We start from the raw sequence: 25,766 nt of genomic DNA on the forward strand, positions 1-25,766 counted from the left end.
GGGGTGGGTGCAGTGCCACCCGCCACCGCGACGATGTCGCACCCGCCGTCCAGAGCGGGGCCATCCAGCGGAGGCGACAGTGGGCAAGCTGATCAACATCGACAACGGCGGCACGTTGACCGACATCTGCATCACCGAAGGCGCATCGGTGTGGCGGACCAAGACGCTGACCACCCCGTTCGATCTGTCCAAGTGTTTCATCGACGGCCTGACCAAGGCGTCGAAGCTGATCTACGGCAAGGACGACCTGATGGCGCTGCTGTCGAGCACCGACCATCTGCGCTACTCGACCACGCAGGGCACCAATGCGCTGGTCGAGCGCAAAGGTCCGCGCCTCGGCCTGCTGCTCAGCGGCGATGGTGACGATGCGGCCTTGCACCGCGACGCGCACGCCACCGGGCTGTTCGCCGCGCTGGTCGGCGAGCGCCACGCAACGATCGACGTATCACTTGATGACGAGGCACTGGCCACCGCCGCGGTGCGCGCGGTCAACGCACTGACCTCAGCCGGCGCCAATCGCATCGTCGTCGCTCACTTCGGTGCCGGGCGCGCAGCGGCTGAAGCGCGCTTGAAGCATCTGCTGCTGCGCAAGTTCCCGCAGCACCTGCTCGGCGCGATACCGGTGCTGTATTCCAGCGAGCTGGTGGAAGACGCCGACGACGTGCGTCGCTGCTGGACGGCCTTGTTCAACGCGTTCCTGCATCCGGCGATGGAACGCTTCCTGTACAACGCCGAGCACAAGCTGCGCGACAACAAGGCGCGCAATCCGCTGCTGATCTTCCGCAACGACGGCCATTCGGCCCGCGTCGCCAAAACCATCGCGCTGAAGACCTACAGCTCCGGGCCGCGCGGCGGCATGGAAGGCGCGCGCGCCTTGGCCGGTCACTACGGCTTTCGCCATCTGCTGTCGATCGACATCGGCGGCACGACGACCGACATCGGCGAAGTGCGCGACGGCGTCGTCGCCGCGGATCGGCGCGGTCGCGTCGAAGGGGTCGAAGTGTCGTTCCCGTTGTGCAAGGTCACCAGCGTCGGCGTCGGCGGCAGCTCGATCATCAAGCCGGGTAGTGACGGCCGGCTCAAGGTCGGTCCCGAAAGTGTCGGCAGCGCGCCGGGCCCGGCCTGCTTCGGACTCGGCGGCAGCGAGGCCACGATCACCGATGCGTTCCTGCTCGGTGGCCTGCTCGACCCGGCCTCGTTCTTCGGCGGCCAGCTGCGCATCGACCTGGAGCGCGCGCGGCGCGCGATCACCGAGCGCATCGCCACGCCGCTGGGCCTGGATCCGATGCAGGCCCTCGATGAGATGGAGCAGGCCTGGGTGGACAAGGTGGTGCGTGGCATCCGCGATTTCACCGACGTCACCGCCGATACGACGCTCGCCGCATTCGGTGGCGCCGGCCCGTTCGTCGTCTGCCGGATCGCCGATGCGGCCGGCATCGACCGCGTTCTGATTCCCGGATTGGCGGCGGTGTTCTCGGCATTCGGGCTCGGCTTTTCCGATATCGCACACGAATACGAAATGCCGCTGGCGACGCGCGACGACGCCGGCATCAAGGCCGCCGTCGAGCAACTGACGCAGCGCGCCCGGCGCGGCTTGTACGCCGAAGGCTTCGCACTGGAGCAATGCCGCGTCGAACACCACTGGCAGGTCAGCGACGGGCAGCAGGATCGGCGCTTGGCATTCGATGGCCGTCTGCCATCGGTACGCGATGACGAAGTGCTGACACTGAGCCTGACCGCGACCAAGCCGATCGATCAGCCGACGCTGCAAGGCCGCTTCGGCGGCGCGACACACGCGGCGACCAGCGAAGGCACGCGCCGCGTCACCATCGGTGGCGACGCGGCCGACTTGCCGCTGTACGCGGCGCAGCAGCAGCGCGCGGGCGCGATCGCCCAAGGCCCGGCCGTGCTCGAAGAAGCGTTTTTCACGTGCCGGATCGATGCCGGCTGGCAGTTCGAATTCAACGACGGCGGCGACATCCTGCTGAGCCGTCGCCCCGCCACCTCATCACGGAGCGCCGCATGAAAGTGCTGATCACCGAAAACCTCAGGATCGACCTCGAGCGCGAGCGCTGGGAATGCCGCGCCTGCAGCGGCGACTTGATCGGCGCACGCGACAACTACAAGCGGGGCCTGCTGGTCTACAACCGTGACCCGCGCGAGATCCACAAGCCGCTGCTCGACCCGCAGAAGTACGCGATCACGTATGCGCCCAATCCGGACTGGTGCCGCATTCTCGAATACTACTGTCCGCACTGCGGCACGATGATCGAGACCGAATACCTGCCGCCTGGCCATCCGCCGGTGCACGACATCGAGCTGGACATCGATGCGCTGAGGCTGCAGTGGCAAGGCCGCGAAGAAGTGCGCGAGCCGACGATGCTCCGCGAACCACCACGGCCGCATGTGCACGGTCCGGGCGTCGCGCATCTGGAACCGATCCGCGGCCTGCCGGGAGCCCGTCCATGAGGCGCGTCTCGGTTGATATCGGCGGCACCTTCACCGACTGCTTCGTCGCCTGGGACGAGCACTGCATCGAATCCAAGGCGCTGACGACGCACCAGAACCTGGCGCTGGGCTTCAACGAAGCCTTGAGCAATGCCTGCAAGACGCTGGAACTGAGCGAGCGCGAGCTGCTGTCGCAAGTCGACTCGGTGCGTTATGCCACCACGCTGGGCACCAACGCGCTGATCGAGCGCAAAGGACCTCGCTTGGGCTTGCTGACCACGGCCGGCTACAAGTCGTCGGTGCCGCTGTCGCGTGCCAAGGGCTATGGCGTCGGGCTGCCGCACCAACAGCAGATGGACGTGCCCAACGCACAGCGCCCCGATCCGATCGTACCGATCCCGATGATCATGGAAGTGCGCGAACGCATCGACTACGCCGGTGATGTCGTCATGCAGCTCGACGAAGACGATCTGCGCGACAAGATTCGCCAGCTGGTCGACAAGGGCGCCGAGGCGATCGTCGTCGTCCTAGCGAACTCGGTGGTCAATCCGGTACATGAGTTGCGGATACGCGAAGTGTTTCTCGACGAGTATCCGGGCCACATGCTCGGTGCGATTCCAATGCTGTTGTCGCACCAGGTCGCCGGACGCAAAGGCGAGTACGTGCGCGCGATGTCGACGATCATGGACGGCTTCCTGCACCAGGCGATGTATCACGGCCTCGGCACGCTGGAATTGAATCTGCGCCACGCCGGCTACACCAAGCCGATGCTGTGCAATCACAACTCCGGCGGCATGGCGCAGCTCAACTCCACGGATGCGCTGCAGACGGTGCACAGCGGCCCGGTGTCGGGCATCGCGGCCAGCGAGCATCTGGCGCTGCAAGCGGAGCTGGGCAACATCGTCGCCACCGACATGGGCGGCACCAGCTTCGACATCGGCATCGTCGTCGACGGCGGGGTCAAGCATTACGACTTCAATCCCGTAATCGAACGCTGGATGGTCAGCGTGCCGATGGTGCATCTGGTGACGCTCGGCGCTGGCGGCGGATCAATCTGCCGCTACGACCGCATGTTCCAGACGGTGCAAGTCGGGCCCGAATCCGCAGGCTCCGATCCGGGTCCGGCTTGCTATGACCGTGGCGGCATGAAGCCGACCGTGACCGACGCCGATCTGGTGCTCGGCTATCTGGACCCCGCCAATTACGCCGGCGGCCACATTAAGCTCAATCCGCGCCGCTCGCGTCAGGCCATCGACGATCACCTGGGCGAGGAACTCGATCTGGACACGATCGCCTGCGCCAAGCTGATCCGCGCCACCGTCGATGCCAACATGGCCAATGGCATCGCGCGCGAACTGCGTACGCGCGGCTACGAGCCCGAAAACTTCACGACGCTCGCCTACGGTGGCAACGGTCCCTTGCACGCCTGCGGCATTGCCCGCGCGCTCGGTGTGCGACGGATTCTGGCGCCGCCGTTCGCATCGGTATTCTCGGCCGTCGGCGCCGGCAACATGAGCCAGCTGCACATCCACGAGATGAGCGCTTGGACGCCGTTGTTCGACGCCAATCAGCGCCGCTTCTTCGATGACTACCCGCGTTTCAATGGCATCGTCGAAGAACTGGAACGTCGCGGCCGCGAAGACCTGGTACGACAGGGCTTCGAGCCCGCGCAGATCCGGTATCAGCTGGAGCTGGACATGCGCTATGGCAACCAGCGCGTGGAGACGGCCGTGGTCACCGAACTCAACCGTATCCGCCAGCCTCAGGACGTGCTGATGCTGATCGAGCAGTTCCATCAGCGCTACGGCGAGCGCTTCGGCAGCGGCAGCCAGACGCCGGAAGCCGGTGTGCGAATCAACACGATCCGTGTGCGCGCCTACGTCGAAAACCCCGGCATCTCGTTCAAGGACATCAAGCCGTCCGCGATACGACTGGCGCCACCGCCGCCGCGCGGCGAACGCATCTGTCACTTCGTCGGCCATGACGGCCCGCTGACGACGGCGATCTACGACAACGCCGCGCTGATGCCCGGCACTGCCATCGACGGCCCGGCGATCGTCGTCACGCGAGCGACGACCTACTTGGTCGAGCCCGGCTGGCGCTTCCAGGCGGCAGGACAGAACGCGGTCTGGTTCACGATGATCGAGGCAGGAGACAAGGCATGAACGATATGAGCGTAGCGGCCGAACAGCAGGCACTGCTCGACCAGTTCCTGGTGCAGAACAAGCTGTTCTTCGCGCCCGACCCCGAGATCATGGAGAACCATCGGATCGAGGCGCGCAGCGCCGTCGAAGAGCAGTTGCTGAGCCAGCCGGTGGACCCGCACAAAGTCAACGAAGTGCGCGGCTTGATCATCGCGGCGCTCGACGAAAGCAATACGATGATCGAGCAGATGGGCGCCGCGCCCGGCGCCAAGTGGGGCGACATGACCACGGCGATCTTCACCGCGGCTGGCGATCTGTCGATGATCGCGCCGCATGGCGTGGGCGGCTTTGCAGCGGCGGTGTTCTACCCGATCAAGTTCATCAACAAGTACTGGGCGCATGAGCCGACCGTCGGGGTTCGCGACGGCGACGGCTTCATCCACAACGATGCGCGCTACGGCGGCATCCATAACACCGACCAGTCAATGATGATGCCGGTGTTCTGGAAGGGCCGGCTGGTCTGCTGGCTGTCGGCGACGATCCACGAAGGCGAGAACGGCAGCTGCGAGCCCGGCGGCATGCCGGCGGCGGCCGAAAGCAAGTTCGACGAAGGCCTGAAAATGCCACCGTTCCGTATCGTCGAGAACTTCGAGCTGAAGCGCGATCTGGTGACGTTCCTGCAGAACTCGGTGCGCGATCCCAAGCTGCAGCTGGAAGACATGAAGGTGCGGCTGCACTCGGTGCTGCGGTTGCGCCAGCGCATCATCAAGGTGCTGGAAGAGCACGGCGAAGAAGCGCTGATCATCACGCTGCGCAAGCACATCGAAGACGTCGTCGTCGAAGTGCGCCGCCGCATCCGCGAGCTGCCGGACGGCACGATGCGGACGATCTCGTTCGCCGATTCGACGCTACGCGAGAACGTGCTGCTGAAGTTGAACATGGCGATCACCGTCAAAGGCGAGCGCATGATCGTCGACATGCGCGGTACCTCGCCAGAGCTGTTGAACCGGTCGATCAATGCCGCGCAAGCCTCGTTCAAAACGATGCTGTTTACCGGCTACATGCAGAACATCTGGCCGGATCTGCCGTTCACGATGGCCGTGTTCACGCCGTTCGAGTTCATCTTCGACAACAACTCGCTGATCAACGGCTCGTTCGAAACGCCGCAGGCGATGAGCTTGATCCCGCTGTTCAAGACGATGACGATCGCCTGCATCCCGATGGCGAAGTTCAACTTCAGCCTGCCGCAGCGCTACACCGCGATCGTCGCGCCGCAGTACGACCAGCCGGCGACGCTGATCTACGGCGGCCTGACCCAGCACGGCGAGTACGTCGGCAACTTCTGCGCCGACATCAACGGCATGGGCCAGGGCGGGCGCGGCCATCGCGATGGCGAGCATTCGGTTTCGCCCCCGTTTGCCGCGCACTGCGACTTGGGCGAGATCGAGCTGATGGAAGAGGACCTGCCGATGGTGCGCCTCGGCGCCTTCACGCTGGCACGCGACCGCGTCGGCTTCGGCAAGATGCGTAGCGGTCTGGGCTACGAGCAGATCCACACGTTCCGCCGCTCGGGTTTGTGGGGCTTCATGACCGGCTGCTCGGGTTCGCTGTTTTCATCGGCGATGCCGCTGTTCGGCGGCTATGCGTCGCCGACGTATCCGCTGTGCAAGATCAAGGGCATCAACATCTTCGATGAGCTGAAGAACAACCCGGAGAAGTTCAAGTTCGACGTGATCGAGCTGATGAACACCCAGCCGTTCGAGAACGCGCAGTACTCGACGCACAACATGGGCATGACGTTTGAGCTGGCGCAACCCGGCGAGTTGTACATGATGTGCCAGGGCGCCGGCGGCGGTTACGGCGACGTGTTGCAGCGCGAGCCTGCACAGGTGATGCAGGACATCGAGGAAGACCTGATCTCGCCGGATACCGCGCGCGATATCTACAAAGTCGTATTCGACGAACGCAGCCGCATCGTCGACGTCGACGCCACGCAGCAACTCCGCGACGACGAGCGCCGCGCCCGCATGGCGCGCGGCGTGCCGTTCGACGAGTTCGTCAAGACCTGGACCACGCCCGAGCCGCCGGCCAGCCTGCCATTCATGGGCGCTTGGAGCGATCCGTCCACGGTCTACGGCATCCAGGCCGGCACGCGCGTGACGATGCCAGGCTCGGCCTTGCAGAGTCAGTTCATGCTCAACCCCAAGGATGTGCTGATCGCCACGCTGCAGGCCGAGAACGAGGCGCTGAAGGCGCGTCTCGGCGCCTCGGCAGGCTGACGCGCGATGAGCGTCGTCGAAGGACAGCGACTGTGGACACCGAGCGGCTCGTTCGCTGCGCGCTCGAACATCAGCGCCTATATGGGCTGGCTACGCCGCGAGCGCGGGCTCGACCACACCGACTACGACGCGCTGTGGCGATGGTCGGTCGATGATCTGGAGGGCTTCTGGTCGTCACTGTGGGCGTACTTCGATGTGATTGCCGACGGCTCGATGCAGCGTCTGCTGCAGCGGCCGTCGATGGAGCGGGCACGCTGGTTCGAAGGCGTGCGCGTCAACTACGCCGAGCATCTGCTGCGTTACGAGGCGCGGGCACAGCCCGGCGAGACGGCGATCCATCATCTAACGGAGTCGCAGCCGCTGGCACAGCTCAGCTGGCAGCAGTTGGGCGCACAGGTTCGACTCGTGGCGACGCAGTTCCGCGCGCTGGGCCTGCAGCCCGGCGATCGCGTCGTGTCGTATCTGCCGAACGTGCCTGAGACCACGGTGGCCATGCTGGCGACGCTGGCGATCGGCGCTGTGTGGTCGGCCGCCGCACCGGAGTTCGGCACGCGCACGGTGATCGAACGCTTCGCGCAGATCGAGCCGACGCTGATGCTGGCCTGCGACGGGTATCGCTTCGGTGGCAAGGACTACGACCGCCGCGACGAAGTCGCCCAGATCGTGGCCGGCTTGCCGACCTTGCAGCATCTGGTGTGGTTGCCGACGCTGCAGCACGGCGATGGCGCGCCGCCATGGCGCGGCGCGCGGCACTGGCGCGAACTGCTCGATGGCGATGCCGTACCGCGCGAGGCGTTCCGCTACGAACGCGTCGACGGCGATCATCCGCTGTGGATCATGTTTTCGTCCGGCACGACCGGGCTGCCGAAAGCGATCGTCCACAACCACACCGGTCAGCTGATCGAGCACCTGAAGCTGATGAGCTTCCACTTCAATCTGCGGCCCGGCAGTGTAATGTTTTTTTACAGCACGACCGGCTGGACGATGTACAACCTGCTGGTCGCCGCATTGCTGACCGGCGCGGCGATCGTGCAGTACGACGGCAGCCCGATGTACCCGAGTGTCGATCGGCTGTGGTCACTGGCCGAGGCCACACGCACAACCAACTTCGGCGCCAGCCCGACGTTCGTGCAGATCATGGAAAAAGCCGGCTTGGAGCCGGGGCGGCAGTTCGATCTGTCGGCGCTCGAAGCGGTGCTGGTGGCCGGCGCACCGTGCACGCCGGAGACGTTCCAATGGTTCTACGACTGCGTGCGCGCCGATCTATGGGTGACCTCGCAGTCTGGCGGCACCGAAGTGGGCAGTGCCTTCGTCGGTGCCAGCCCGACGTTGCCGGTCTACGCGGGCGAGATTCAAGCGCGCTGCTTGGGCATGGCGATACAAGCCTGGAGCGATGACGGTCAGCCGCTGATCGACGCGGTCGGCGAGCTGGTGTGCACGCAGCCGTTTCCGTCGGCACCGCTGCGCTTCTGGAACGACCCCGATGGCCAGCGTTATCACGACGCTTACTACGCGGTATATCCCGACGTCTGGCGCCATGGCGATTTCATCAAGATCAATGCGCGCGGCGGCTGCTACATCTACGGCCGCAGCGACTCGACGCTGAACCGCTACGGCGTGCGCATCGGCACGGCCGAAATCTATCGCGCGGTCGAGCAGGTCGAGGCCGTAGCCGACAGCTTGGTGGTCTGCTGCGAACTCGATGGCGGCGGATTCTTCATGCCGCTGTTCGTGCGACTCAAGCCCGGCCAGGTGCTCGATGGGGCAACCGTCGAGCAGATCAACCAGCGGCTCAAGCGCGACTGCAGCCCGCGCCACGTGCCCGATCGCATCTATGCGGTCGATCAGGTGCCGTACACGCTGACCGGCAAGAAGATGGAAGTGCCAGTGCGCAAGATTCTGATGGGATGGCCGCTGGCCCAGGCCGCCAGCCGCGACGCGATGATGAACCCGACGGCGATCGACTACTTCGTCGAGTTTGCCGCTGCTCAAGCCGACTATCGGCGGCCGACGCGGCCGGTTTGAGCGCGGTGCGTCAGCGACCGCCGATGAAGCCGCTCTGGCGCCAGGCTTCGTAGACGACGACGGCCACGGCATTGGACAGGTTCAAGCTGCGCGAGCCGGCCTGCATCGGCAAGCGCAGGCAGTGTTCGCTGCCGAGTTCGTCCAGCACGTCGGCCGGCAAGCCGCGCGATTCGGGGCCGAACAGCAGGATGTCGTCGTCGCGATAGGCCAGCTCGTCGTAGCGGCGCTGCGCGCGCGTGCTCAGCGCCAGCAACCGCGCGCCGGCCGTCGCGACGCGAAACGCGGCGTAGTCGTCGTGGACGCGGATCGTCGCGATCTCGCGGTAGTCCATGCCGGCGCGGCGCAGCTGAGCATCGTCGATCGAAAAGCCGAGCGGCTTGATCAAGTGCAGCACCGAACCGGTGTTGGCACACAGCCGCATCACATTGCCGGTATTCGGCGGAATCTCGGGTTGGTAGAGCGCGACTTGCATCAGCTCGGGCGGTCGGTTTGGCAGTTCCAGCATTGTTCGAAATGCAGCGGCACGGTTTCGCCGCACACGCAGCGCCAGATCGACGGGTTGTTCGCGCGGCGCTCGTACTCGGCCAGCAGTGCGCGCGCCTGCGGCTCGTCGGCGGCGTCGAGCAAGTACAGGCGCGGATACTCCATCGGCAGCTCGCCGCGCGCGCTCCACAAGTGCTCGCCATCGATGCGCACCGCGATGCCGTTGTCACGCAGATAGTCGCGCAGGATCTGCGCTTCGATCGGGTCGGCGGCAAGGTAGAGGGCGCTCATCGGGCGTGCAGAATCGGCAGCGCGGGCACGGGCGTCAAGCTGGCGGCTTGCGTTGACAGCCCGAAACGGCGGCGCCTAGTCTGGATCGTCTCTCCCTGCTGACGATGCCGATCCGATGACCCCTTTTGCCGACCGTCCTACCGCCTTGCTGCGTCCCTTGCTGCTCGCTGCCGGCATGGTGCTGCTGACGTCGACCAGCGCCTGGGCGCAGTCCGCAACGCCGGCGACCCCAGTCGTCGAAGAGCCGGCACCCGACGCCTCGCCGGCAGCAGCGGCGATGGCCTTCGACCTGATCGTCGTCCGCCCGTTGAGTCTGGTGGCGACCGTGATCGGCTCGGGCCTGTTCCTGCTGCAGCTGCCGCTGGCGCTGATCCAAGCCGAGCCGCCGACTGCGGCGGCCGAGAAGCTGGTCGTCGAGCCGGCGCGCTACACGTTCGACCGGCCGCTGGGCGTCATGGACTAGACGCGGCGCCACGCTGCGCCATCAGCGCAGCGGCTTGCCGTCGACGTCGAGCACCTGCACCTCGCCGAGCTTGAGCTTGCGCACCGGCGCTTCGATCTTGCTCAAGTCGCCGACGATGACCCAGGTCAGCGCGTCGGGCTGCAGGTAACGCTTCAGCGCCGCTGTCGCCTGGTCCGGCGTCAGCGCTTCGATCGCCGGCACCAGATCGTTGTAGTAGCTGTCGGGCAGGCCGAACTGCAGGATGTTCAAGTACGAGCCGGCCACTTCGCCGGCCGTTTCGTTGTCACCCGGCAGGCCGACGACGATGTTGCTCGCGGCCAGCTTCAGCTCCTCGGCGGTGATCGGCTTGCGGCCGGTGATCGCGCGCAGTTCGCGGTCAATTTCGCGGATTGATTCGGCGGTCTTGTCGGTCTGCACCGGCGCATACGCCAGGAACGGACGCTGGCCGCGCGCGCTGCCCAGCTGCGAGCTGGCGCCGTAGCTCCAGTGCTTGTCCTCGCGCAGGTTCATGTTCAAGCGCGACAGGAACAAGCCGCCGAGCGTGTTGTTGGCGACCATGACCGCGACGTCGTCGGCGTCGGACTTCGGCGGTGCCAGCAGCAACGCCGACACCAGCGTCTGCGCAGCGCCGGTCTTGTTGACCAGAAACACGCGCGGCTTGGATGGCAGCGCCACCGTGTCGAGGTTCTTGGTTGGCTTGGCGTCGGCCGGCGCGCGCCAGCCGGCGAGTCGCGCTTCGAGCAGCGGCTTGATCTCGGCCAGCGTGGTGTCGCCGACGACCAGCAACTGCGCGTTGTCAGGCCGCACCCAGCGAGCGTAGAAGCGCTGCAGCTCGTCCCGCGTCAGGGCGCTGACCGAGGCTTCGGTGCCGTTACCGGAACGCGGGTTCGAATACGCATGGCCGCTGCCGTAGAGCAGCTGCGGATACAGCCGCGTCAGGATGCCGACCGGCTGCGACTTTTCCTGCTGGATCGCCGCCAGGCGCTGCTGCTTGAGCCGCGCCAGTTCGGCCTCCGGGAAACTCGGGTGCAGCAACACGTCGGCGAACAGATCGAGCGACGGCGCCAGGCGGCTCTTCAGCGCGTTGATGCCGATCAGGGCCGCATCGGCATTGGCGGTGCTCAGCAGCGTGGCGCTGAGATCTTCAGCGCGGCCGGCGATTGCCAGTGCATCCATCGTCGCCGTGCCTTCGTCGAGCATGTCCAGCGTCATCTTCGCCGTGCCCGGCGCCACGCCGGCATCGGCCGAGTAACCGGCATCGACCAGCAGCGTGGCCTGCACCACTGGCACTTCGTGACGCTCGGCCAGCAGCACGGTCAGGCCGTTGGACAGCGTCGTGCGCTGCAGCGGCGGCAGCTTCAGCGCCGGCGCTTCCGACACCGCCGGCAGCTTGCTGCGGTCGGCGCCGGTGGCCGCTGGTGCCAGATCGGGGAACGGTTGCACGTCGAGCGTGAAGCGGCCGTCGGACAACCACTGCCGCGCAACGTCGCGCACTTGTGCCGGCGTGCTGTCGAACACCCAGCGCATCTCGGTCTTGTAGTGGTCGGGCGTACCGCAGTACACCTGGTACTGCGCCAGCGTCGACGACTTGCCGGTGAAGCCGTCGATGCGTTCCAGGCTGCGCACGAACGCGCCTTCCTGCTGCACCTTGATCCGCTCCAGTTCGGCATCGGTGGGGCCGTCGGTCAGAAAGCGCTGCAGTTCCTGTTCGATCGCCGCTTCGACTTTGGCCACGTCGACACCCGCGGCGACCATCGTGTCGATCTGGAACTGGCTGCCGATCTCGAACGGTCCGACGTCGGCGCTGACCGAGGTCGCCAGCCGCTCGTTGTAGACCAGCCGCTGGAACAAGCGGCTGTTCTTGCCGCCGGCCAGCACTTCACCGGCGATCTGCAACAGATTGGTATCGCGCTCGCAGAAGCCCGGGATGTTCCAGACCTGCACCAGGCGCGCTTGCGGCACGCGGTCCTGGATCGAGCTGCGCTTGCTGCCGCTCATCTTGGCTACCCACTGCGAGCGACGCGCCAGCGTCGGCCCCGGCTCGATGTCGCCGAAGTACCGCTCGACTTTCTTGATGACCTCGTCGGTGTCGACGTCGCCGGCAATCACCAGCGTGGCATTGGCTGCACCGTAGTGGTCCTGGAACCATTGCTTGACGTCGGCCAGCGACGCGGCCTTCAGGTCTTTTTCAGAGCCGATCGACGTCCACGAATATGGATGGCCGGCCGGGTAGGTTTCGCGCGCAATCAAGTCGTCGACCAGGCCGTAGGGCTGGTTTTCGCGCTGGCGCTTTTCGTTGAGTACGACCTCGCGTTGCTCGTCGAGCCACGCCTGGTCCACGGCGCCGAGCAGATGCCCCATGCGGTCCGATTCGAGCCACAGCGTCATGTCCAGCGCCGAGGTCGGCACGTTTTCGAAGTAGTTGGTGCGGTCGAACCAGGTCGTGCCGTTCATTTTCGATGCGCCGACCGCTTCCAGCGGCCGGAAGAACTCGTCGTTGTAGTGCTCCGAGCCGTTGAACATCAGATGCTCGAACAGATGGGCAAAGCCGTGCAGGCCGTCAGGCTCGTCCTTGCTGCCGACGTGATACCAGACGTTGACGGCGACGATCGGCGCCTTGTGGTCTTCGTGGACGATCAGCGTCAGCCCATTGGCCAAGATATGCTGGCGATACGGAATGTCGAAGCCGGCTGCGCGTGCGGCACCATTAGCCGGTGGCGGCGTTGCGGCAGTGGCCGACGGCGCAGCAGGGGTGGGATTGGCATAGCTGGCGCAACCGGCCAGCAGCGAGCCCAGCAGTGCGAGGGAAGCACGACGAGCCAGACGATCGATCGACATAGAGTTCCTGGTCAACGACAGATGACAATGCGCCATTGTGCACAAGCTGCGATGCACCGCGCTGAGACCCCCATGCCCGTTTTTGAACGTCCCTGGCAGATCGACTCGACCCATCGGCTGACCGGCGCGCGCTGGCATGCCTCGCCCAATCACGACGAGCGGCCCGACGGCTGCACGATCGACCTGCTGGTGATCCACGCGATCTCGTTGCCACCGGAGCAGTTCGGCGGGCCGTGGATCGACGCACTGTTCACCAACACACTGGATGCCGGCGCGCATCCTTACTTCGCCGGCATCGCCACGCTGACCGTGTCGGCCCATTGCTGCATCCGCCGCGATGGCTCGGTGACGCAGTACGTGCCGTTCGACCGTCGCGCCTGGCATGCCGGGGCCTCGCAGTGGCGCGGGCGTAATCGGGCCAACGACTTCTCGGTCGGCATCGAGCTGGAAGGCAGCGACACCCAACCGTTCGAGCCGGCGCAGTACGAGACGCTGGCGGCGCTGACCCACGCGCTGTGGGCACGCTATCCGACGCTGGCGCCAGACGCGATCGCCGGCCACAGTGAGATCGCGCCGGGCCGCAAGACCGACCCGGGCCCGCACTTCGACTGGGCCGGGTACCGCGCGCGGCTGTGAGCGCCCACGTTCTCTTGGACCGGTGCCCACTGTCATGATGACGCCATGCTGCTGATCGCCACGCTCTTCGCGCTGTTGCTGGAACGCCTGCTCGGCCAGCTCGACTGGTGGGGCCGCCCCGTGTTGCTGCACAGCACCGTGCGCGGCGCGCGCGGCTTGCTGCGCTGGCCCTGGCTGTGGGCCAGCCCGGCGATCGTGCCGGTGCTGCTGCTGCCACCGATCGCGCTGGTGGCGAGCATCGAGCAGCAGATCGAAAGTCCGTTCGTCGCGCTGGGCTTCTCGGCGCTGGTGCTGCTGCTGTGCCTGGGTCCGCGCGACCTGGCCGACGACATCAGCGAACTACTGCGCGCCCGAGCGGCCGGCGACGTGGATACCGCGCGGCATCTGGCGCGAGCGCTGCAGCGCGGCCCCAAGCCCGATCCGAGTCATCGCTCGCTGATCGGCGCGATGTTCATCCAGTCGCACGAGCGGCTGTTCGGCGTGCTGATCTGGTTCTTCGTGTTCGGCCCGCTGGGCGCCGTCGCGTACCGGACCGCCAGCCGCCTGCCGCGGATGCTGCATGCCGACGGCGAATCGCAGGCAGCGGACTTCGCCGACACGCTGCACGGCTTGATGGCCTGGATTCCGGCACGCGTCACCGCGCTGCTGTTCGGGCTGGCCGGCAGTCTCGACGACGCGCTGCGCGCCTGGAGCCAGCTGGAGTTCGATCCCTTGTCCGGCGACGTCGCCGGCTGGCGCCGCAAGACCTGGGCGGTGCTCGCCGAAGCCGCCAGCGGCGGCCTGGAAACCGACGGCGAAGACGGAGGTGGCCCGGCGATGCCGCCGAACTTCGACGCAATGCTGCACGAGGTGGTCAGCCTGCAGAATCGTGCGCTGCTGATCCTGCTGGCGTTCTTCGCGTTCTTCGCCACCGGCGCCTGGGTCAGCGGCTTCTGATGCCGCGCTGCGCCTCGCGTGCGCTGCTGACCGTGGCGCTGCTGCTGGCGGTCGTCGCGCCACCACCGGCCCAAGCGGCGCGCGTCATCGCGCTGGCGCCCCATCTGGCCGAGCTGGCCTGCGCGGCCGGTGGCTGCGATCAACTGGTCGGCCGCGTCGAGCACAGCGACTACCCGGAGTCGGTGCGCGCGCTGCCAAGCGTCGGCGATGCCTTCGCCATCAATGCCGAGCGCTTGCTGGCGCTGCGGCCGAGCCTGGTGCTGAGCTGGACCGGCGGCACCGCGCCCGCGACGGTCGCGCAGCTGCGACGTCTTGGCATGCGCGTCGTGGAGATCGACATCCGCAAGCTGGCCGATATCGAAGCGGCGCTGCGCCAGCTTGGCCGTGAGTTGGGCCACGAGGCGACGGCGGAAGCCGAAGCCCAGCGCTTCCACGATCGACTCGCGCAACTGGCCGTGCAGTATCGCGACCGCAAGCGGCTGCGCGTGTTCTTCCAGATCGAGGCCGAGCCGATGTTTACCGTCAACCGCGACAGCCCGATCAGCGAGGCGATCACGCTGTGCGGCGGCGACAACGTATTCGCCGATCTACCGCAGCTGTCCGGTGCGCTCGGCCGCGAAGCCGTGCTGGCGCGCGATCCCGATGTCGTCGTCTGGGGCCGGCAGGATCATTCCGAAGGCATCGAAGCGTTCTGGCGTCGCTGGCCGTCGATGCGCGCCACGCGCGGCGGCCATCTGTACGCGATCGACGCCGACACACTGAGCCGCGCGACACCACGGATGGCCAACGGCATCGCCGAGCTGTGTGCCGCAATGGACCGCGCCCGCCAGCAGCCGCCGTTCTGACGAGATTCAGCCCGTTGCGGCAAGCTGGGGACCCGCTTCCCCGGTCCCTGTCCAACGCATGGAAGGCTCGCTTCCGCTGACCACTTTCAAGGTGCTGACGCTGAACACCCATAAGGGGTTCACCGTCTTCAACCGCCGCTTCATGCTGCACGACTTGCGCGAGGCGGTACGCGGCGTCGGCGCCGACGTGGTGTTCCTGCAGGAAGTGCTGGGCCAGCACGAGCTGCATTCGTCGCGGCAACGTGACTGGCCGCAGTCGCCGCAGTACGAGTTCCTGGCCGACACGATCTGGGGCCATTACAGCTACGGTCGCAACGCGATCTACCCCGACGGCCATCATGGCAACGCGGTGTTGTCGAAGTTCCCGATTACCAGTTGGCAAAACCGCGACGTGTCGATCGCCGGGCCGGAACGGCGCGGCCTGCTGCATTGCGTGCTGCGCGTGCCGCAGCGCGACCTCGATGTGCACGTGATCTGCGCGCACCTGGGGCTGATGGAACAGCACCGGCGTCAGCAGCTGCAGCTGATGTGCAAGATGATCCATCAGCATGTGCCGGCGACCGCACCGCTGGTGATTGCCGGCGACTTCAACGACTGGCGCGTCCGTGCCGGCGACCTGCTGCGCGATTGTGGCCTGGTCGAAGCCTTCGCCTCGCACCACGGACGCGAAGCGCGCACGTTCCCGGCGCGCTGGCCGCTGCTGCGGCTCGACCGCATTTACACGCGTAACGTGCACACTGCGAAGCCCGTCGTGCTGCATCACAAGCCGTGGTCGCATCTATCGGACCACGCGGCGCTGGCACTGGACATCAGCGTGTGAGCACCGGCCGATGAGATCCGGTCACGCACAGCGCTGGGTCGACGGCAATCGCGTCGAGTTGCTCGAAAATGGCGAGGCCTACTATCCGCGCGTGCTCGATGCGATCATCGCGGCGCGCAAGGAAATCTTCGTCGAGACCTTCATCTTGTTCGACGACAAGATCGGGCAGCCGTTCCAGCAGGCGCTGATCGCCGCCGCGCAGCGCGGTGTCCGCATCGAGCTGACCGTCGACGGCTACGGATCCGCCGACTTGAGCGCCGCGTTCATCGGCGAGATGACCGCCGTGGGGATCGGCTTTCATGTCTATCGACCGCAACCGAAAGTGCTCGGCGTGCGCACCAACCTGTTTCGGCGCTTGCACCGCAAGCTGGTGGTGATCGACGGCGAGCTCGCGTTCGTCGGCGGCATCAATATCTCGCACGATCATGTTGCCGACTTTGGCCCAAGCTCGAAACAGGATTACGCGGTCGAAGTACAGGGCCCAGTGGTGCGCGACATCCATCGCTTCTGCGAGCTGTCGGTGGCCAAGCACGCGCTGAAGACCCACACGCGACACCATTGGTGGCGCCGCCATCGCAAGGCGCCGGTGGCGCCCGCGTTGGCGGCCGTCGGTCCGGTGCGCGCGCGCTTCGTCGTGCGCGACAACGATCGACATCCGGACGACATCGAGCGCGAGTATCGGCTGGCGATCAAGGCCGCGCGGCGGCGCATCATCATCGCCAATGCATACTTCTTCCCGGGATTCCGCTTGCTGCGCAACTTGCGCGACGCGGCGCGGCGCGGCGTCGACGTCACGCTGATTCTTCAGGGAAAGCCCGACATGTGGTACGTCAAATGGGTCGCCGAGAATCTGTACGAGTATCTGATGAAGGCCGGCGTCACGATCCACGAGTATTGCGAGCGACCGCTGCACGCCAAGGTCGCCGTCATCGACGATGACTGGGCCACAGTCGGGTCAAGCAATCTGGACCCGCTGAGCTTGTACTTGAACCTGGAATCAAACCTGCTGTTTCTTGACGGCGACTTCAACCATCACTTGGCGTCGCGCTTGCGCGAGCTGATGCAGAGCCGCTGCCGCCGCGTCGAATGGACGGCCTTGCCCAAGCGCGATCTGCGCCGGCAGCTGTTCAACTTCGTCATCTACCACTTGGGCCGACGCTTCCCGGCCTGGGTCGGCTGGCAGCCGGCCCATGCACCGCTGTCTTCACCCGACGCGGCATCGTCGATCGCCGAGTCAGCGGAGAATCCGCGCCCGCGATGAGCGGGGCTTAGCGTCGCGATCCGACGCCGCGCGCTAGCCGTGGCCGCTGTGTTCGGCGGCGATGGCGACAGCCGAGTCCAGCGTGCGGAACACGCGGCCATCTTCCATCTCGGCCATGCGGTCGGCGTAGCGGTAGATGCGGCTGTCGTGCGTGACGATGATCACCGTGCGGTCGGCGCTGCGGGCGACGTCGCGCAGTAGCTGCATCACCAGCGTGCCGTTTTCGCGGTCGAGTGCCGACGTCGGCTCGTCGCAGATCAGCAGCCGCGGCTCGTGTACCAGCGCGCGCGCGATGGCGACACGCTGCTGCTGGCCGCCCGACAGCTTGCTCGGCCTCTCGCCCGCCTTGTGGCCCAGGCCGACGCGTTCGAGCACGTCGCGCGCGCGCTTCAGCGCCACCGCATTGGACTTGCCCTGGATCAGCAGCGGGACGGACACGTTCTCGGCAGCGGTCAACGTCGGGATCAAGTTGAACTGCTGGAAGATGAAGCCGATGTTCTGCGCGCGGAAGCGCGTCAGCGCGGCAGGCTTCATCTGGTCGATGCGCTCGCCAAACACGCTGACCTGCCCACCGTCGGCATTCAGCGTGCCGGCCAGTACCGACAGCAGCGTGGTCTTGCCGCAGCCGGACGGGCCGACCAGCATCACCAGCTCGCCCAGCGGCGCGTCGAAGTCGGTGGTCTTGAGCACGTGCGTGCGGGCATCGCCCTCGCCGAAGTATTTGTCGACGCCGCGCATCTGCACCGCATCGCGAGTGACGGTGCTCATGCGCGGAACACGATCGCCGGCTCAAGCCGCGCGATTCTCAGGATGCCGCCCAGCGCGGCCACCGAACTGATCAGCAATACGATGCCGAGCACAATCGCCGGCACCTGCCACGGCATTGCGTACGGGATCTGCCGCGTGCTCAAGGCCATGCGGCCGAACGCGACCGTGATGCCGATGCCGATGCCGTAGCCGATCAAGCCCACCGCCACCGACTGGAACAGCAGCATCTTGCACAGCACCGGCGTCGGCGTGCCCATGGCCTTGAGCGCGCCGAGAAAGCGCGTGTTTTCGAGCACGAACGAATAGAACGTCTGCGCCGAGATCGCCATGCCGACGACCAAGCCGATGAACACGGTGATGCCCATCACCATCGGAATGCCGGTGTTGCGGAAGAACCAGCGGATCGTCGACCAGCGGAACTCTTCGCGCGTGAACGCCTTGAGCCCGGTGCCGGCTTCGATGCGGCGCGCCACGTCGGTGGGGCTCAGCCCAGCGGCCGGCTCGGCGAGCACGAAGGTCAGCATCTTGCGCGACTTGTAGGCGTAGGTGGACACCGCGCGGTCGTACGTGGTGTAGACGAAAGGCCCGCCGATGAACGGCCGCTGCACGTCGCAGATGCCGACGACTTCGACCTGGTTGTCGTTGATCTCCAGCAGATCGCCGACGCCGATCGGCTGGTCGCGGCCTTCGCTGAAACGCTCCACGGCGAACTCGTCGATGATCGCCGTGCCGGGCCGGCGCAGGTCATCGAGCGTGCCTTGAACGATGCGCCCCGGCGCGCCGGCCAGCGTGGTCGCGTCGAGGCCGACCAGCGTGATGAACTTGAAGTTGCTGTTGGTCGGGTCGCGCGCGACGACGATGCCCTGGTACAGCGGCGCGGCCCAGGCGACGCCGTCGACCGAGCGGATGCGGTCGGCGTCGGTGTCGCGCATTGGCTTGTTTTCGTTGACCTGCTCGACCTTGCTGTCGGCCACCCAGATGCTGGCGCTGATGTTGACCAGCGGCGAGTAGGTCCAGCTCATCAGTCCGCAGAACAGCGCCGACTGCTGCGCCATCAGCAAGGTGGCGAACGCCATGCCGCTGACCAGCATCATGTACTTGGACTGGTCGCCGAACAGCATTTTGAGTGCGACGAGGTACAAGGGACTCCGATTCCGCTGGTGCGGTGGTCTGGCAAAGGGAACAAGGCGACGGTGCCGCGTGTCGGCTCAGCAGCGCAAGCAAAAATCACGCGCGGCGGCACGGCCACGGCCACGACGCCGAGGAATATCGGCCCGCCGGCAGCGGCATCGACCGGCGGACTTGACGCTCGCCATTCGCTTCCCGTACGTTAATTGAACGGTCGATTAACAGACCGACGCCATGGACCATGCCCTTTGGAGAGGACCACCTCATGAGCACGTCGAGCATCTCGCTGAACACCTGGACCGACCGCAAGCGCCCGCTGTGGCTGCTCGGCGCCGTCATCGTCGGCTTTCCGCTGTATTCGTTCGCAGCCTACTGGGCCACCGGCTGGGGCCTGGTCTGGTGGCTGGCGCCGTTGTTCATCTATGGCCTGATCCCGGTGCTCGACCTGCTGATCGGCACCGATGTCGAGAATCCGCCGGAATCGCGCGTCGCCAGCCTGTCGCAGGAGCGCTACTACCGCTGGGCGATCTACGCCGCGGTGCCGATCCAGTACGGCAGCTTCATCGCCGGCACCTGGGTCGCCGTGACCCAGCCGCTGGCCTGGTGGGAGCTGACCGGCCTGGTGTTCAGTTGCGGCGCGATATCGGGCGCGGCGATCAACATCGGCCATGAACTCGGCCATGCGACTGACCCGCTCGACCGCTGGCTGGCCAAGATTGCGCTGGCGCCGGTGCTGTACGGGCACTTCTACACCGAGCACAACCGGGGCCATCACGTGCGCGTGGCCACGCCGGAAGACCCGGCATCGGCCCGCTTCGGCGAGACGTTCTGGGAATTCCTGCCGCGCTGCGTCGTCGGCTCGATCGCCTCGGCCTGGCGCATCGAAAAGCAGCGTCTGGAACGCCAGGGCAAGTCGGTCTGGCACTACAGCAACGACAACCTGCAGTCGTGGGCGATCAGCCTGGTGCTGTTCGCGGCGATGACCGCGTGGCTCGGCGTCTGGGCGCTGCCGTTCATGATCGCCCAGGCCGCCTACGGCGGCAGCCTGCTGGAAGTCGTCAACTACCTGGAGCACTACGGCCTGTGCCGGCAGAAGGGCGCCGACGGCCGCTACGAGCGCTGCCAGCCGCGCCACAGCTGGAACAGCAACCACATCGTCACCAATGTGTTCCTGTACCACCTGCAGCGTCATTCCGACCATCACGCCAACCCGACGCGTCCGTACCAGTCGCTGCGGCATTTCCCGGAAGCGCCGCAGCTGCCGTCGGGCTATGCCTCGATGGTGTTGCTGGCCTACTTCCCGCCGATCTGGTTCCGGCTGATGAACCCCAAGGTCGTCGCCCACTACAAGGGCGACATGCGCCTGGCCAACATCAAGCCGTCGATCCGCGACGAGGTGATCGCCCGCTACACGCCCGAGGTTTCGACAAAAGCCACCGCCGCAGCCTAGTCAGGCATAATCGCGACAGGGCGGCGCGACACCGCGCCGCCCTTTTTGCTGTCTCCCATCCTGTTCAACTACCTGTTTCCTATCATGAAGAAGTGGCGCTGCCTGGTTTGCGATTTCGTTTACGACGAAGAAAAAGGTCTGCCGTTCGAAGGCATTCCGGCGGGTACCCGCTGGGAAGACGTGCCGGATGACTGGACCTGCCCGGACTGCGGCGCCGGCAAGCTCGACTTTGTGATGGAAGAAATCTGATGACGACGGCCAGCTTGGCCAATGTCACGGTGCAGACACAGGCCAACGTCTACTTCGACGGCAAGTGCGTCAGCCACACGGTGTTGCTGGCTGACGGCACGCGCAAGTCGGTCGGCGTGATCCTGCCGTCGTCGCTGCTGTTCACGACCGGCGCACCCGAGACGATGGAGCTGATCGCCGGCCGCTGCCGCGTGCGGCTCAAGGGCCGCGAGACCTGGGTTGAATACCAGGGCGGCCAGTCGTTCGACGTGCCCGGCGACTCGGCGTTCGACATCGAAACGCTCGATACGCTGCACTACATCTGCCACTTCGGCTGATCCGGTGAACCAGCCGGCTGCAAGCTGGGTCGAGCGGCTCGGCCTGCAGCCGCATCCCGAAGGCGGGTACTTCCGCCGCATCTTTACCGACGCACGCACCGTTGCCACACCCGGTGGCGAACGCGCCGCCGCCTCGTCGATCCATTACCTGCTCGACACCGCGTCGCCACAGGGGCGTCTGCACCGCAACCGGTCGCGCATCCTGCATTACCTGCAGCACGGCGGCCCGGTGCGCTACTGGCTGCTGACCGCTGACGGCGTGCTGACGTCGACAACGCTGGGCGTGGCGGCCGGCGAGGCGCTGTTTCTCGATGTACCCGGCGGCGTCTGGAAGGCCAGCGAACTGGTCGACGGCGCCGATCACGCGCTGGTGTCCGAAGTCGTGCTGCCGGGTTTCGACTACGCCGACCACGAATTCATGAGCCTGTCGCAATTGGCAGGCGACCATGCAGCGCATCTGCCGACGCTGCGCCACCTGGTGCGACCGGCCGATTGACGGCGGCCCCGCGTGCCTATCAGTTGCGGAATGCTGTCGCTACAATGCGCGGCCATCCGTGCATCCGCATGCGCGGATCATCCTCATACCTGTTGCCTGCACCCGTTCCTGGAGTCCGTTGATGTCCGAATACCTGTTCACGTCCGAGTCCGTTTCCGAAGGTCATCCCGACAAGGTCGCCGACCAGATTTCTGACGCGGTGCTCGATGCGATCCTGGTCCAGGACAAGGCCGCCCGCGTCGCTTGCGAAACGCTGGTCAAGACCGGCGTCGCGATCGTCGCCGGCGAGATCACGACCAGTGCTTGGGTCGACCTCGAAGCGCTGGTGCGCAAGGTCATCACCGACATCGGCTACACCAGCAGTGACGTCGGCTTCGACGGCGCCACCTGCGGCGTGCTCAACCTGATCGGCAAGCAGTCGCCGGACATCGCGATGGGCGTGGACCGCAAGAACCCCGAGGAACAGGGCGCCGGCGACCAGGGCCTGATGTTCGGCTACGCCTGCGACGAGACCAAGGAGCTGATGCCGGCGCCGATCTACTACAGCCATCGCATCGTCGAGCAGCAGTCCAAGATCCGCAAAGCCAAGAAGTCCAAGCTGCCGTGGCTGCGCCCCGACGCCAAGAGCCAGGTCACGCTGCGCTACAAGGACGGCGTTGCCGTCGGCCTCGACGCGGTGGTGCTGTCGACGCAGCACGACCCGAGCGTGAAGCTCAAGGACCTGCGCGAAGGCGTGATGGAAGAAATCCTCAAGCCGGTGCTGCCGGCCAAGTGGATCAGCAAGAACACCAAGTTCCACATCAACCCGACCGGCAACTTCGTCATCGGCGGTCCGGTCGGTGACTGCGGCCTGACCGGCCGCAAGATCATCGTCGACAGCTACGGTGGCTGGGCACGTCACGGTGGCGGCGCGTTCTCGGGCAAGGACCCGTCCAAGGTCGACCGCAGCGCCGCTTACGCCGCGCGTTACGTCGCCAAGAACATCGTGGCCGCCGGCCTGGCCGAGAAGTGCGAAGTGCAGGTCAGCTACGCGATCGGCGTGGCCGAGCCGACGTCGATCTTCGTCACCAGCTTCGGTACCGGCAAGGTCAGCGACGCGAGCCTCGAAAAGCTGGTGCGCCAGCACTTCGATCTGCGTCCGTATGGCATCGTCAAGATGCTCGACCTGATCCACCCGATGTACCAGCTGACCGCGAGCTACGGCCACTTCGGCCGCAAGCCGTTCGAGATGACGGTCAACGGCGAAACCTTCACCGCGTTCTCGTGGGAAAAGACCGACCGTGCCGACGCGCTCAAGCAGGACGCCAAGGGCATGAAGTAAGGCCGGGCTCGCCCGACCGATCGCACGAAGGCCGCCCATGAGGCGGCCTTCGTCGTTTTGCGGCACGCGTCAGCGGTCTTCGACGTCGCGGCAACTGGCGCCCTTGCAGCCCTTGAGCGCATCAAGATCGCGCTTCATCGCCGCCATCGCGTCGGCGGCGCGGCGATAGTCGGCGTCTTGCAGCAGCGGCACCAGATTGACGCTCTGATACGGGTCGCGATCGAGGTCGTACAGCTCTTCGAAGTCGACATGCCAGCGCGCATCGTCGAGCACTTGCGGCCGGTTGCTGCGCTCGCGATACCACTGCACGTACAGCCAGTTGTCGCCGGGTGCCTGACGACGCACCGCCTTGTAGGCCGGATAGCTCAGGTTGCCGAGCGCGCCCAACTCAAAGCCAGCGAGCTTGCCGAGAAACTGCGTGGCCACTTCGGACAGCTGGTCATACAGCGGAAAGTCGGCCGCCAGCTCCATCGTCGTGGCTTCGATGTAGTGCTCGACCATGAACTGCCGACGTGACGCGGCATGCGCCGCATTGCCGTCGCCATCGATCAAAGCGCGCAAGCTGCGACCGTCGAATACATCGCTGTCGCGCAGCGGCCGGGCGCCGGCATAGTCGGCCAAGGTCGGCGCTAGGTCGTTGTTCAATGCGATCGCCGTTTGCTGCGCGGCCGTGCGGTAGCCACGCGGCGGGCGCGCCAACAAGGGCACGCGGATCGATTCTTCATACGGCAGCAGCTTGGAGTTCAATCCGTGCTCGCCGAAGAAGTAGCCGTTGTCGGACGTGAACAGCACCAGGCTGTCATCGAGCTGACCGTTGTCGCGTAACGCGTCGATCACGCGGCCGACGACATCATCGACGGCCAGCATCGCCGCCATGCGCATCTGGTGCTGGCGTTGCAGTGCACCGATATCGCCGTTGGCCACGCTCAGCGGCTGCAGCACTTTGACCAGGCGCGGATGCTTGTCGTCATCGATGCGGTTGAACGACGGTCGCGTCGCCAGGTACGCCAGCGTGTCGGGCAAACGGCGGTCGCACCAGGGGCCGGGCTGCACAGGCGCGACGTACTGCGGCAGATATGCACGCACCAGGCATTCATGGCGTGGTGCCGGGCGGATGTATTCGCGAAACGTCGCGCGATAACCCAGGGCCGGATCGTCGCGAAAGCTCTGCGTTTCGATATGCGGCGCCACTGGCTTGAGCGTCAGATAGAACGGCTTGCCGCTGCCGCGCGCATCGCGCAGAAACTGCAGCGCCCAGTCGCCGAGTTGATCGGTCTGATAGCCGGCGCCGGTGCGAGGGTCGGCGTGGATCTCGCGCAACTCGGTGCGGCCGCTGGCGGCGATCGACTGGTTCACCCGGTAGTCGAACAGGTCGTAGGTGCTCGGATCGAGCAGGCCGTACCACTGGTCATAGCCTCGCGGCACGTGCGCCGCGTCGGAGAACATGCCGTAGCCGTTTAAATACTTGCCGATATGGCCAGTGAAGTAGCCGGCTTGCTGCATCAGCACGCCGAGCGCGCGGTCCTCACGGTTTTCGGCCGCCAGATACCAGTACGCGACGCCCTTGGTGACGCTGAGGATGCCGTGATTCTGCGGATACTGGCCGGTGAAGTACGTCGCGCGCGACGGGCAGCACACCGCGTCGCTGACATAGCTGTTGTCGAAGCGCACGCCCGCGTCGGCGATGTGGCGCTGGATGTTCGGCAGCCAGCCGCTGCGCAGCATCAAGTCGAACGTGGGCTGGTCGAGGTCGTCGACCATGATCACCAGCAGATTCGGCCGCACCCCGGCCGGCGTCGCCGCGACCGGCGACAGCGCCGGCTGGTGCAGCGGGTGCGGTCCGGTCTTGATGAACACTGCGGCAGCAACCAGCAGCGACAGCAAGCTCAGCAGCAGCACCGTCCCGCGCCGCCGCCGAGGTTGGCGCTGCGGGCCGTGTCGGGTTTCTTCCATGAATCACCTCCGTTGCCTGCCACGCTACAAGCAACATCCCGACCAGCACCGCAGCGCCGAGCCGTCAGCAGCGCACCCAGGTCACTTCGCTGCCGCCGCCGTCGCGCGCCAGCGTGCGCGCGATGACGAACAGCAGGTCGGACAAACGGTTCAAGTAGCGCGGTGTCGCCGGGTTCAGTGGATCACGCTGATGCAGCGCCCACACCTGGCGCTCGGCACGACGCGCGACGGCACGTGCGACATGGCAGTGCGCCGCTGCCGCGTTGCCGCCTGGCAGCACGAATTCCTTCAGCGGCGGCAGATCGGCGTTGAACGACTCCAGCGCCGCATCGAGCCGCGCCAGATCCTCGTCGTGCACCAGCACGCTACCTGGAATCGCCAGCTCACCGCCGAGGTTGAACAGCGTGTGCTGCTCGCGCTGCAGCGTGCTGCGCACGGCCGCGGGTAAGGCCTGCGTCAGCAACACGCCGATCTGCGAATTCAGCTCGTCGATGTCGCCCATCGCGTGAACGCGCGCATCGCTCTTGTCGATGCGATCGCCGTTGGCCAAGCCGGTGCTGCCCTGGTCGCCGGTGCGGGTGACGATCTTGCTCAGTCGGTTGCCCATGTTCGCTC

23 protein-coding genes are annotated in these 25,766 nt (G+C 66.0%); 16 read left to right on the top strand and 7 right to left on the bottom strand.

What is annotated here, in order from left to right; genetic code table 11:
• The first annotated feature begins 79 nt into the window (after positions 1–79).
• The 5 genes from BUB09_RS03760 to BUB09_RS03780 are packed head-to-tail and all read left to right on the top strand — an operon-like array spanning position 80 to position 8,896.
• A complete protein-coding gene (locus BUB09_RS03760; RefSeq protein ID WP_072894419.1) occupies positions 80–2,026 on the top strand; it encodes a hydantoinase/oxoprolinase family protein in 1,947 nt (648 codons plus the stop codon).
• On the top strand, positions 2,023–2,469 hold the full coding sequence (locus tag BUB09_RS03765) for an acetone carboxylase subunit gamma (RefSeq protein ID WP_072894421.1): 447 nt from the start codon (positions 2,023–2,025) through the stop codon (positions 2,467–2,469). Before BUB09_RS03760 ends, BUB09_RS03765 begins: the two co-directional genes overlap by 4 nt.
• Positions 2,466–4,613 (top strand): hydantoinase/oxoprolinase family protein, encoded by a 2,148-nt coding sequence (locus BUB09_RS03770; protein WP_072894424.1) that lies wholly within the window; start codon positions 2,466–2,468, stop codon positions 4,611–4,613. Before BUB09_RS03765 ends, BUB09_RS03770 begins: the two co-directional genes overlap by 4 nt.
• Positions 4,610–6,871, top strand: a complete 2,262-nt coding sequence (locus BUB09_RS03775) for a hydantoinase B/oxoprolinase family protein (RefSeq protein ID WP_072894426.1) — start codon at positions 4,610–4,612, stop codon at positions 6,869–6,871. Before BUB09_RS03770 ends, BUB09_RS03775 begins: the two co-directional genes overlap by 4 nt.
• A 6-nt stretch (positions 6,872–6,877) precedes the next feature.
• Positions 6,878–8,896 (top strand): acetoacetate--CoA ligase, encoded by a 2,019-nt coding sequence (locus tag BUB09_RS03780; protein ID WP_072894429.1) that lies wholly within the window; start codon positions 6,878–6,880, stop codon positions 8,894–8,896.
• A gap of 10 nt (positions 8,897–8,906) precedes the next feature.
• On the opposite strand, the gene BUB09_RS03785 is transcribed toward BUB09_RS03780, so the two are convergent.
• Together BUB09_RS03785 and BUB09_RS03790 are read right to left on the bottom strand one after the other, a co-directional pair.
• Complete coding sequence (locus BUB09_RS03785; RefSeq protein WP_301331845.1) at positions 8,907–9,368, bottom strand: tRNA (cytidine(34)-2'-O)-methyltransferase; 462 nt, start codon at positions 9,366–9,368, stop codon at positions 8,907–8,909.
• The gene (locus BUB09_RS03790; RefSeq protein WP_072894431.1) at positions 9,368–9,670 is read right to left on the bottom strand and encodes a putative signal transducing protein; all 303 of its coding nucleotides are present in this window, start codon (positions 9,668–9,670) and stop codon (positions 9,368–9,370) included. The genes BUB09_RS03785 and BUB09_RS03790 overlap by 1 nt, the downstream gene beginning before the upstream one ends.
• 115 nt (positions 9,671–9,785) lie before the next feature.
• Between BUB09_RS03790 and BUB09_RS03795 the strand changes: the two genes are divergently transcribed.
• A complete protein-coding gene (locus tag BUB09_RS03795; protein WP_072894433.1) occupies positions 9,786–10,133 on the top strand; it encodes a hypothetical protein in 348 nt (115 codons plus the stop codon).
• 21 nt (positions 10,134–10,154) lie between these two features.
• On the opposite strand, the gene BUB09_RS03800 is transcribed toward BUB09_RS03795, so the two are convergent.
• Positions 10,155–12,971, bottom strand: coding sequence for a M16 family metallopeptidase (locus tag BUB09_RS03800; protein ID WP_072894436.1), 2,817 nt, complete (start codon positions 12,969–12,971; stop codon positions 10,155–10,157).
• 72 nt (positions 12,972–13,043) lie between these two features.
• Between BUB09_RS03800 and ampD the strand changes: the two genes are divergently transcribed.
• From ampD to clsB, 5 genes are read left to right on the top strand one after another with little or no spacing between them, the layout of a single operon-like run.
• The gene (gene ampD, locus BUB09_RS03805; protein ID WP_072895406.1) at positions 13,044–13,607 is read left to right on the top strand and encodes a 1,6-anhydro-N-acetylmuramyl-L-alanine amidase AmpD; all 564 of its coding nucleotides are present in this window, start codon (positions 13,044–13,046) and stop codon (positions 13,605–13,607) included.
• A gap of 45 nt (positions 13,608–13,652) precedes the next feature.
• Positions 13,653–14,543, top strand: a complete 891-nt coding sequence (gene ampE / locus BUB09_RS03810) for a regulatory signaling modulator protein AmpE (protein ID WP_072894437.1) — start codon at positions 13,653–13,655, stop codon at positions 14,541–14,543.
• Positions 14,543–15,388, top strand: a complete 846-nt coding sequence (locus BUB09_RS03815; protein WP_084083142.1) for a cobalamin-binding protein — start codon at positions 14,543–14,545, stop codon at positions 15,386–15,388. Before ampE ends, BUB09_RS03815 begins: the two co-directional genes overlap by 1 nt.
• 58 nt (positions 15,389–15,446) lie before the next feature.
• Positions 15,447–16,208, top strand: a complete 762-nt coding sequence (locus BUB09_RS03820; RefSeq protein ID WP_072894440.1) for an endonuclease/exonuclease/phosphatase family protein — start codon at positions 15,447–15,449, stop codon at positions 16,206–16,208.
• A 10-nt stretch (positions 16,209–16,218) separates the two neighbouring features.
• Positions 16,219–17,469 (top strand): cardiolipin synthase ClsB, encoded by a 1,251-nt coding sequence (gene clsB, locus BUB09_RS03825; protein ID WP_072894442.1) that lies wholly within the window; start codon positions 16,219–16,221, stop codon positions 17,467–17,469.
• A 33-nt stretch (positions 17,470–17,502) separates the two neighbouring features.
• On the opposite strand, the gene BUB09_RS03830 is transcribed toward clsB, so the two are convergent.
• Both BUB09_RS03830 and BUB09_RS03835 read right to left on the bottom strand, forming a co-directional pair.
• Positions 17,503–18,237 (bottom strand): ABC transporter ATP-binding protein, encoded by a 735-nt coding sequence (locus tag BUB09_RS03830; RefSeq protein ID WP_072894445.1) that lies wholly within the window; start codon positions 18,235–18,237, stop codon positions 17,503–17,505.
• Positions 18,234–19,379, bottom strand: a complete 1,146-nt coding sequence (locus tag BUB09_RS03835; protein WP_084083143.1) for an ABC transporter permease — start codon at positions 19,377–19,379, stop codon at positions 18,234–18,236. Before BUB09_RS03835 ends, BUB09_RS03830 begins: the two co-directional genes overlap by 4 nt.
• A 251-nt stretch (positions 19,380–19,630) precedes the next feature.
• Here BUB09_RS03835 and BUB09_RS03840 point away from each other — a divergent pair, with 251 nt between their 5' ends.
• The 5 genes from BUB09_RS03840 to metK all read left to right on the top strand — a co-directional run bounded on the left by BUB09_RS03840 (position 19,631) and on the right by metK (position 23,198).
• A complete protein-coding gene (locus tag BUB09_RS03840; RefSeq protein WP_072894447.1) occupies positions 19,631–20,815 on the top strand; it encodes an alkane 1-monooxygenase in 1,185 nt (394 codons plus the stop codon).
• 84 nt (positions 20,816–20,899) lie between these two features.
• On the top strand, positions 20,900–21,064 hold the full coding sequence (locus BUB09_RS03845) for a rubredoxin (RefSeq protein ID WP_072894450.1): 165 nt from the start codon (positions 20,900–20,902) through the stop codon (positions 21,062–21,064).
• Positions 21,064–21,381, top strand: coding sequence for a pyrimidine/purine nucleoside phosphorylase (gene ppnP, locus BUB09_RS03850; protein WP_072894453.1), 318 nt, complete (start codon positions 21,064–21,066; stop codon positions 21,379–21,381). The genes BUB09_RS03845 and ppnP overlap by 1 nt, the downstream gene beginning before the upstream one ends.
• Before the next feature lie 4 nt (positions 21,382–21,385).
• A complete protein-coding gene (locus BUB09_RS03855) occupies positions 21,386–21,877 on the top strand; it encodes a cupin domain-containing protein (RefSeq protein ID WP_072894456.1) in 492 nt (163 codons plus the stop codon).
• A gap of 121 nt (positions 21,878–21,998) precedes the next feature.
• Positions 21,999–23,198 carry a methionine adenosyltransferase gene (gene metK / locus BUB09_RS03860; RefSeq protein ID WP_072894459.1) on the top strand — a complete coding sequence of 400 codons (1,200 nt, stop codon included), beginning with the start codon at positions 21,999–22,001 and terminating at the stop codon, positions 23,196–23,198.
• A 69-nt stretch (positions 23,199–23,267) separates the two neighbouring features.
• Here metK and BUB09_RS03865 read toward each other — a convergent pair whose 3' ends face one another.
• Both BUB09_RS03865 and BUB09_RS03870 read right to left on the bottom strand, forming a co-directional pair.
• On the bottom strand, positions 23,268–25,151 hold the full coding sequence (locus tag BUB09_RS03865) for a sulfatase family protein (protein WP_072894462.1): 1,884 nt from the start codon (positions 25,149–25,151) through the stop codon (positions 23,268–23,270).
• A 64-nt stretch (positions 25,152–25,215) separates the two neighbouring features.
• Positions 25,216–25,758: a cob(I)yrinic acid a,c-diamide adenosyltransferase gene (locus BUB09_RS03870; RefSeq protein ID WP_072894464.1), complete on the bottom strand. Its 543-nt coding sequence runs from the start codon at positions 25,756–25,758 to the stop codon at positions 25,216–25,218.
• Positions 25,759–25,766 lie beyond the last annotated feature (8 nt).

It is taken from the genome of Hydrocarboniphaga daqingensis (assembly GCF_900129825.1).
GTDB classification, from domain to species: domain Bacteria; phylum Pseudomonadota; class Gammaproteobacteria; order Nevskiales; family Nevskiaceae; genus Hydrocarboniphaga; species Hydrocarboniphaga daqingensis.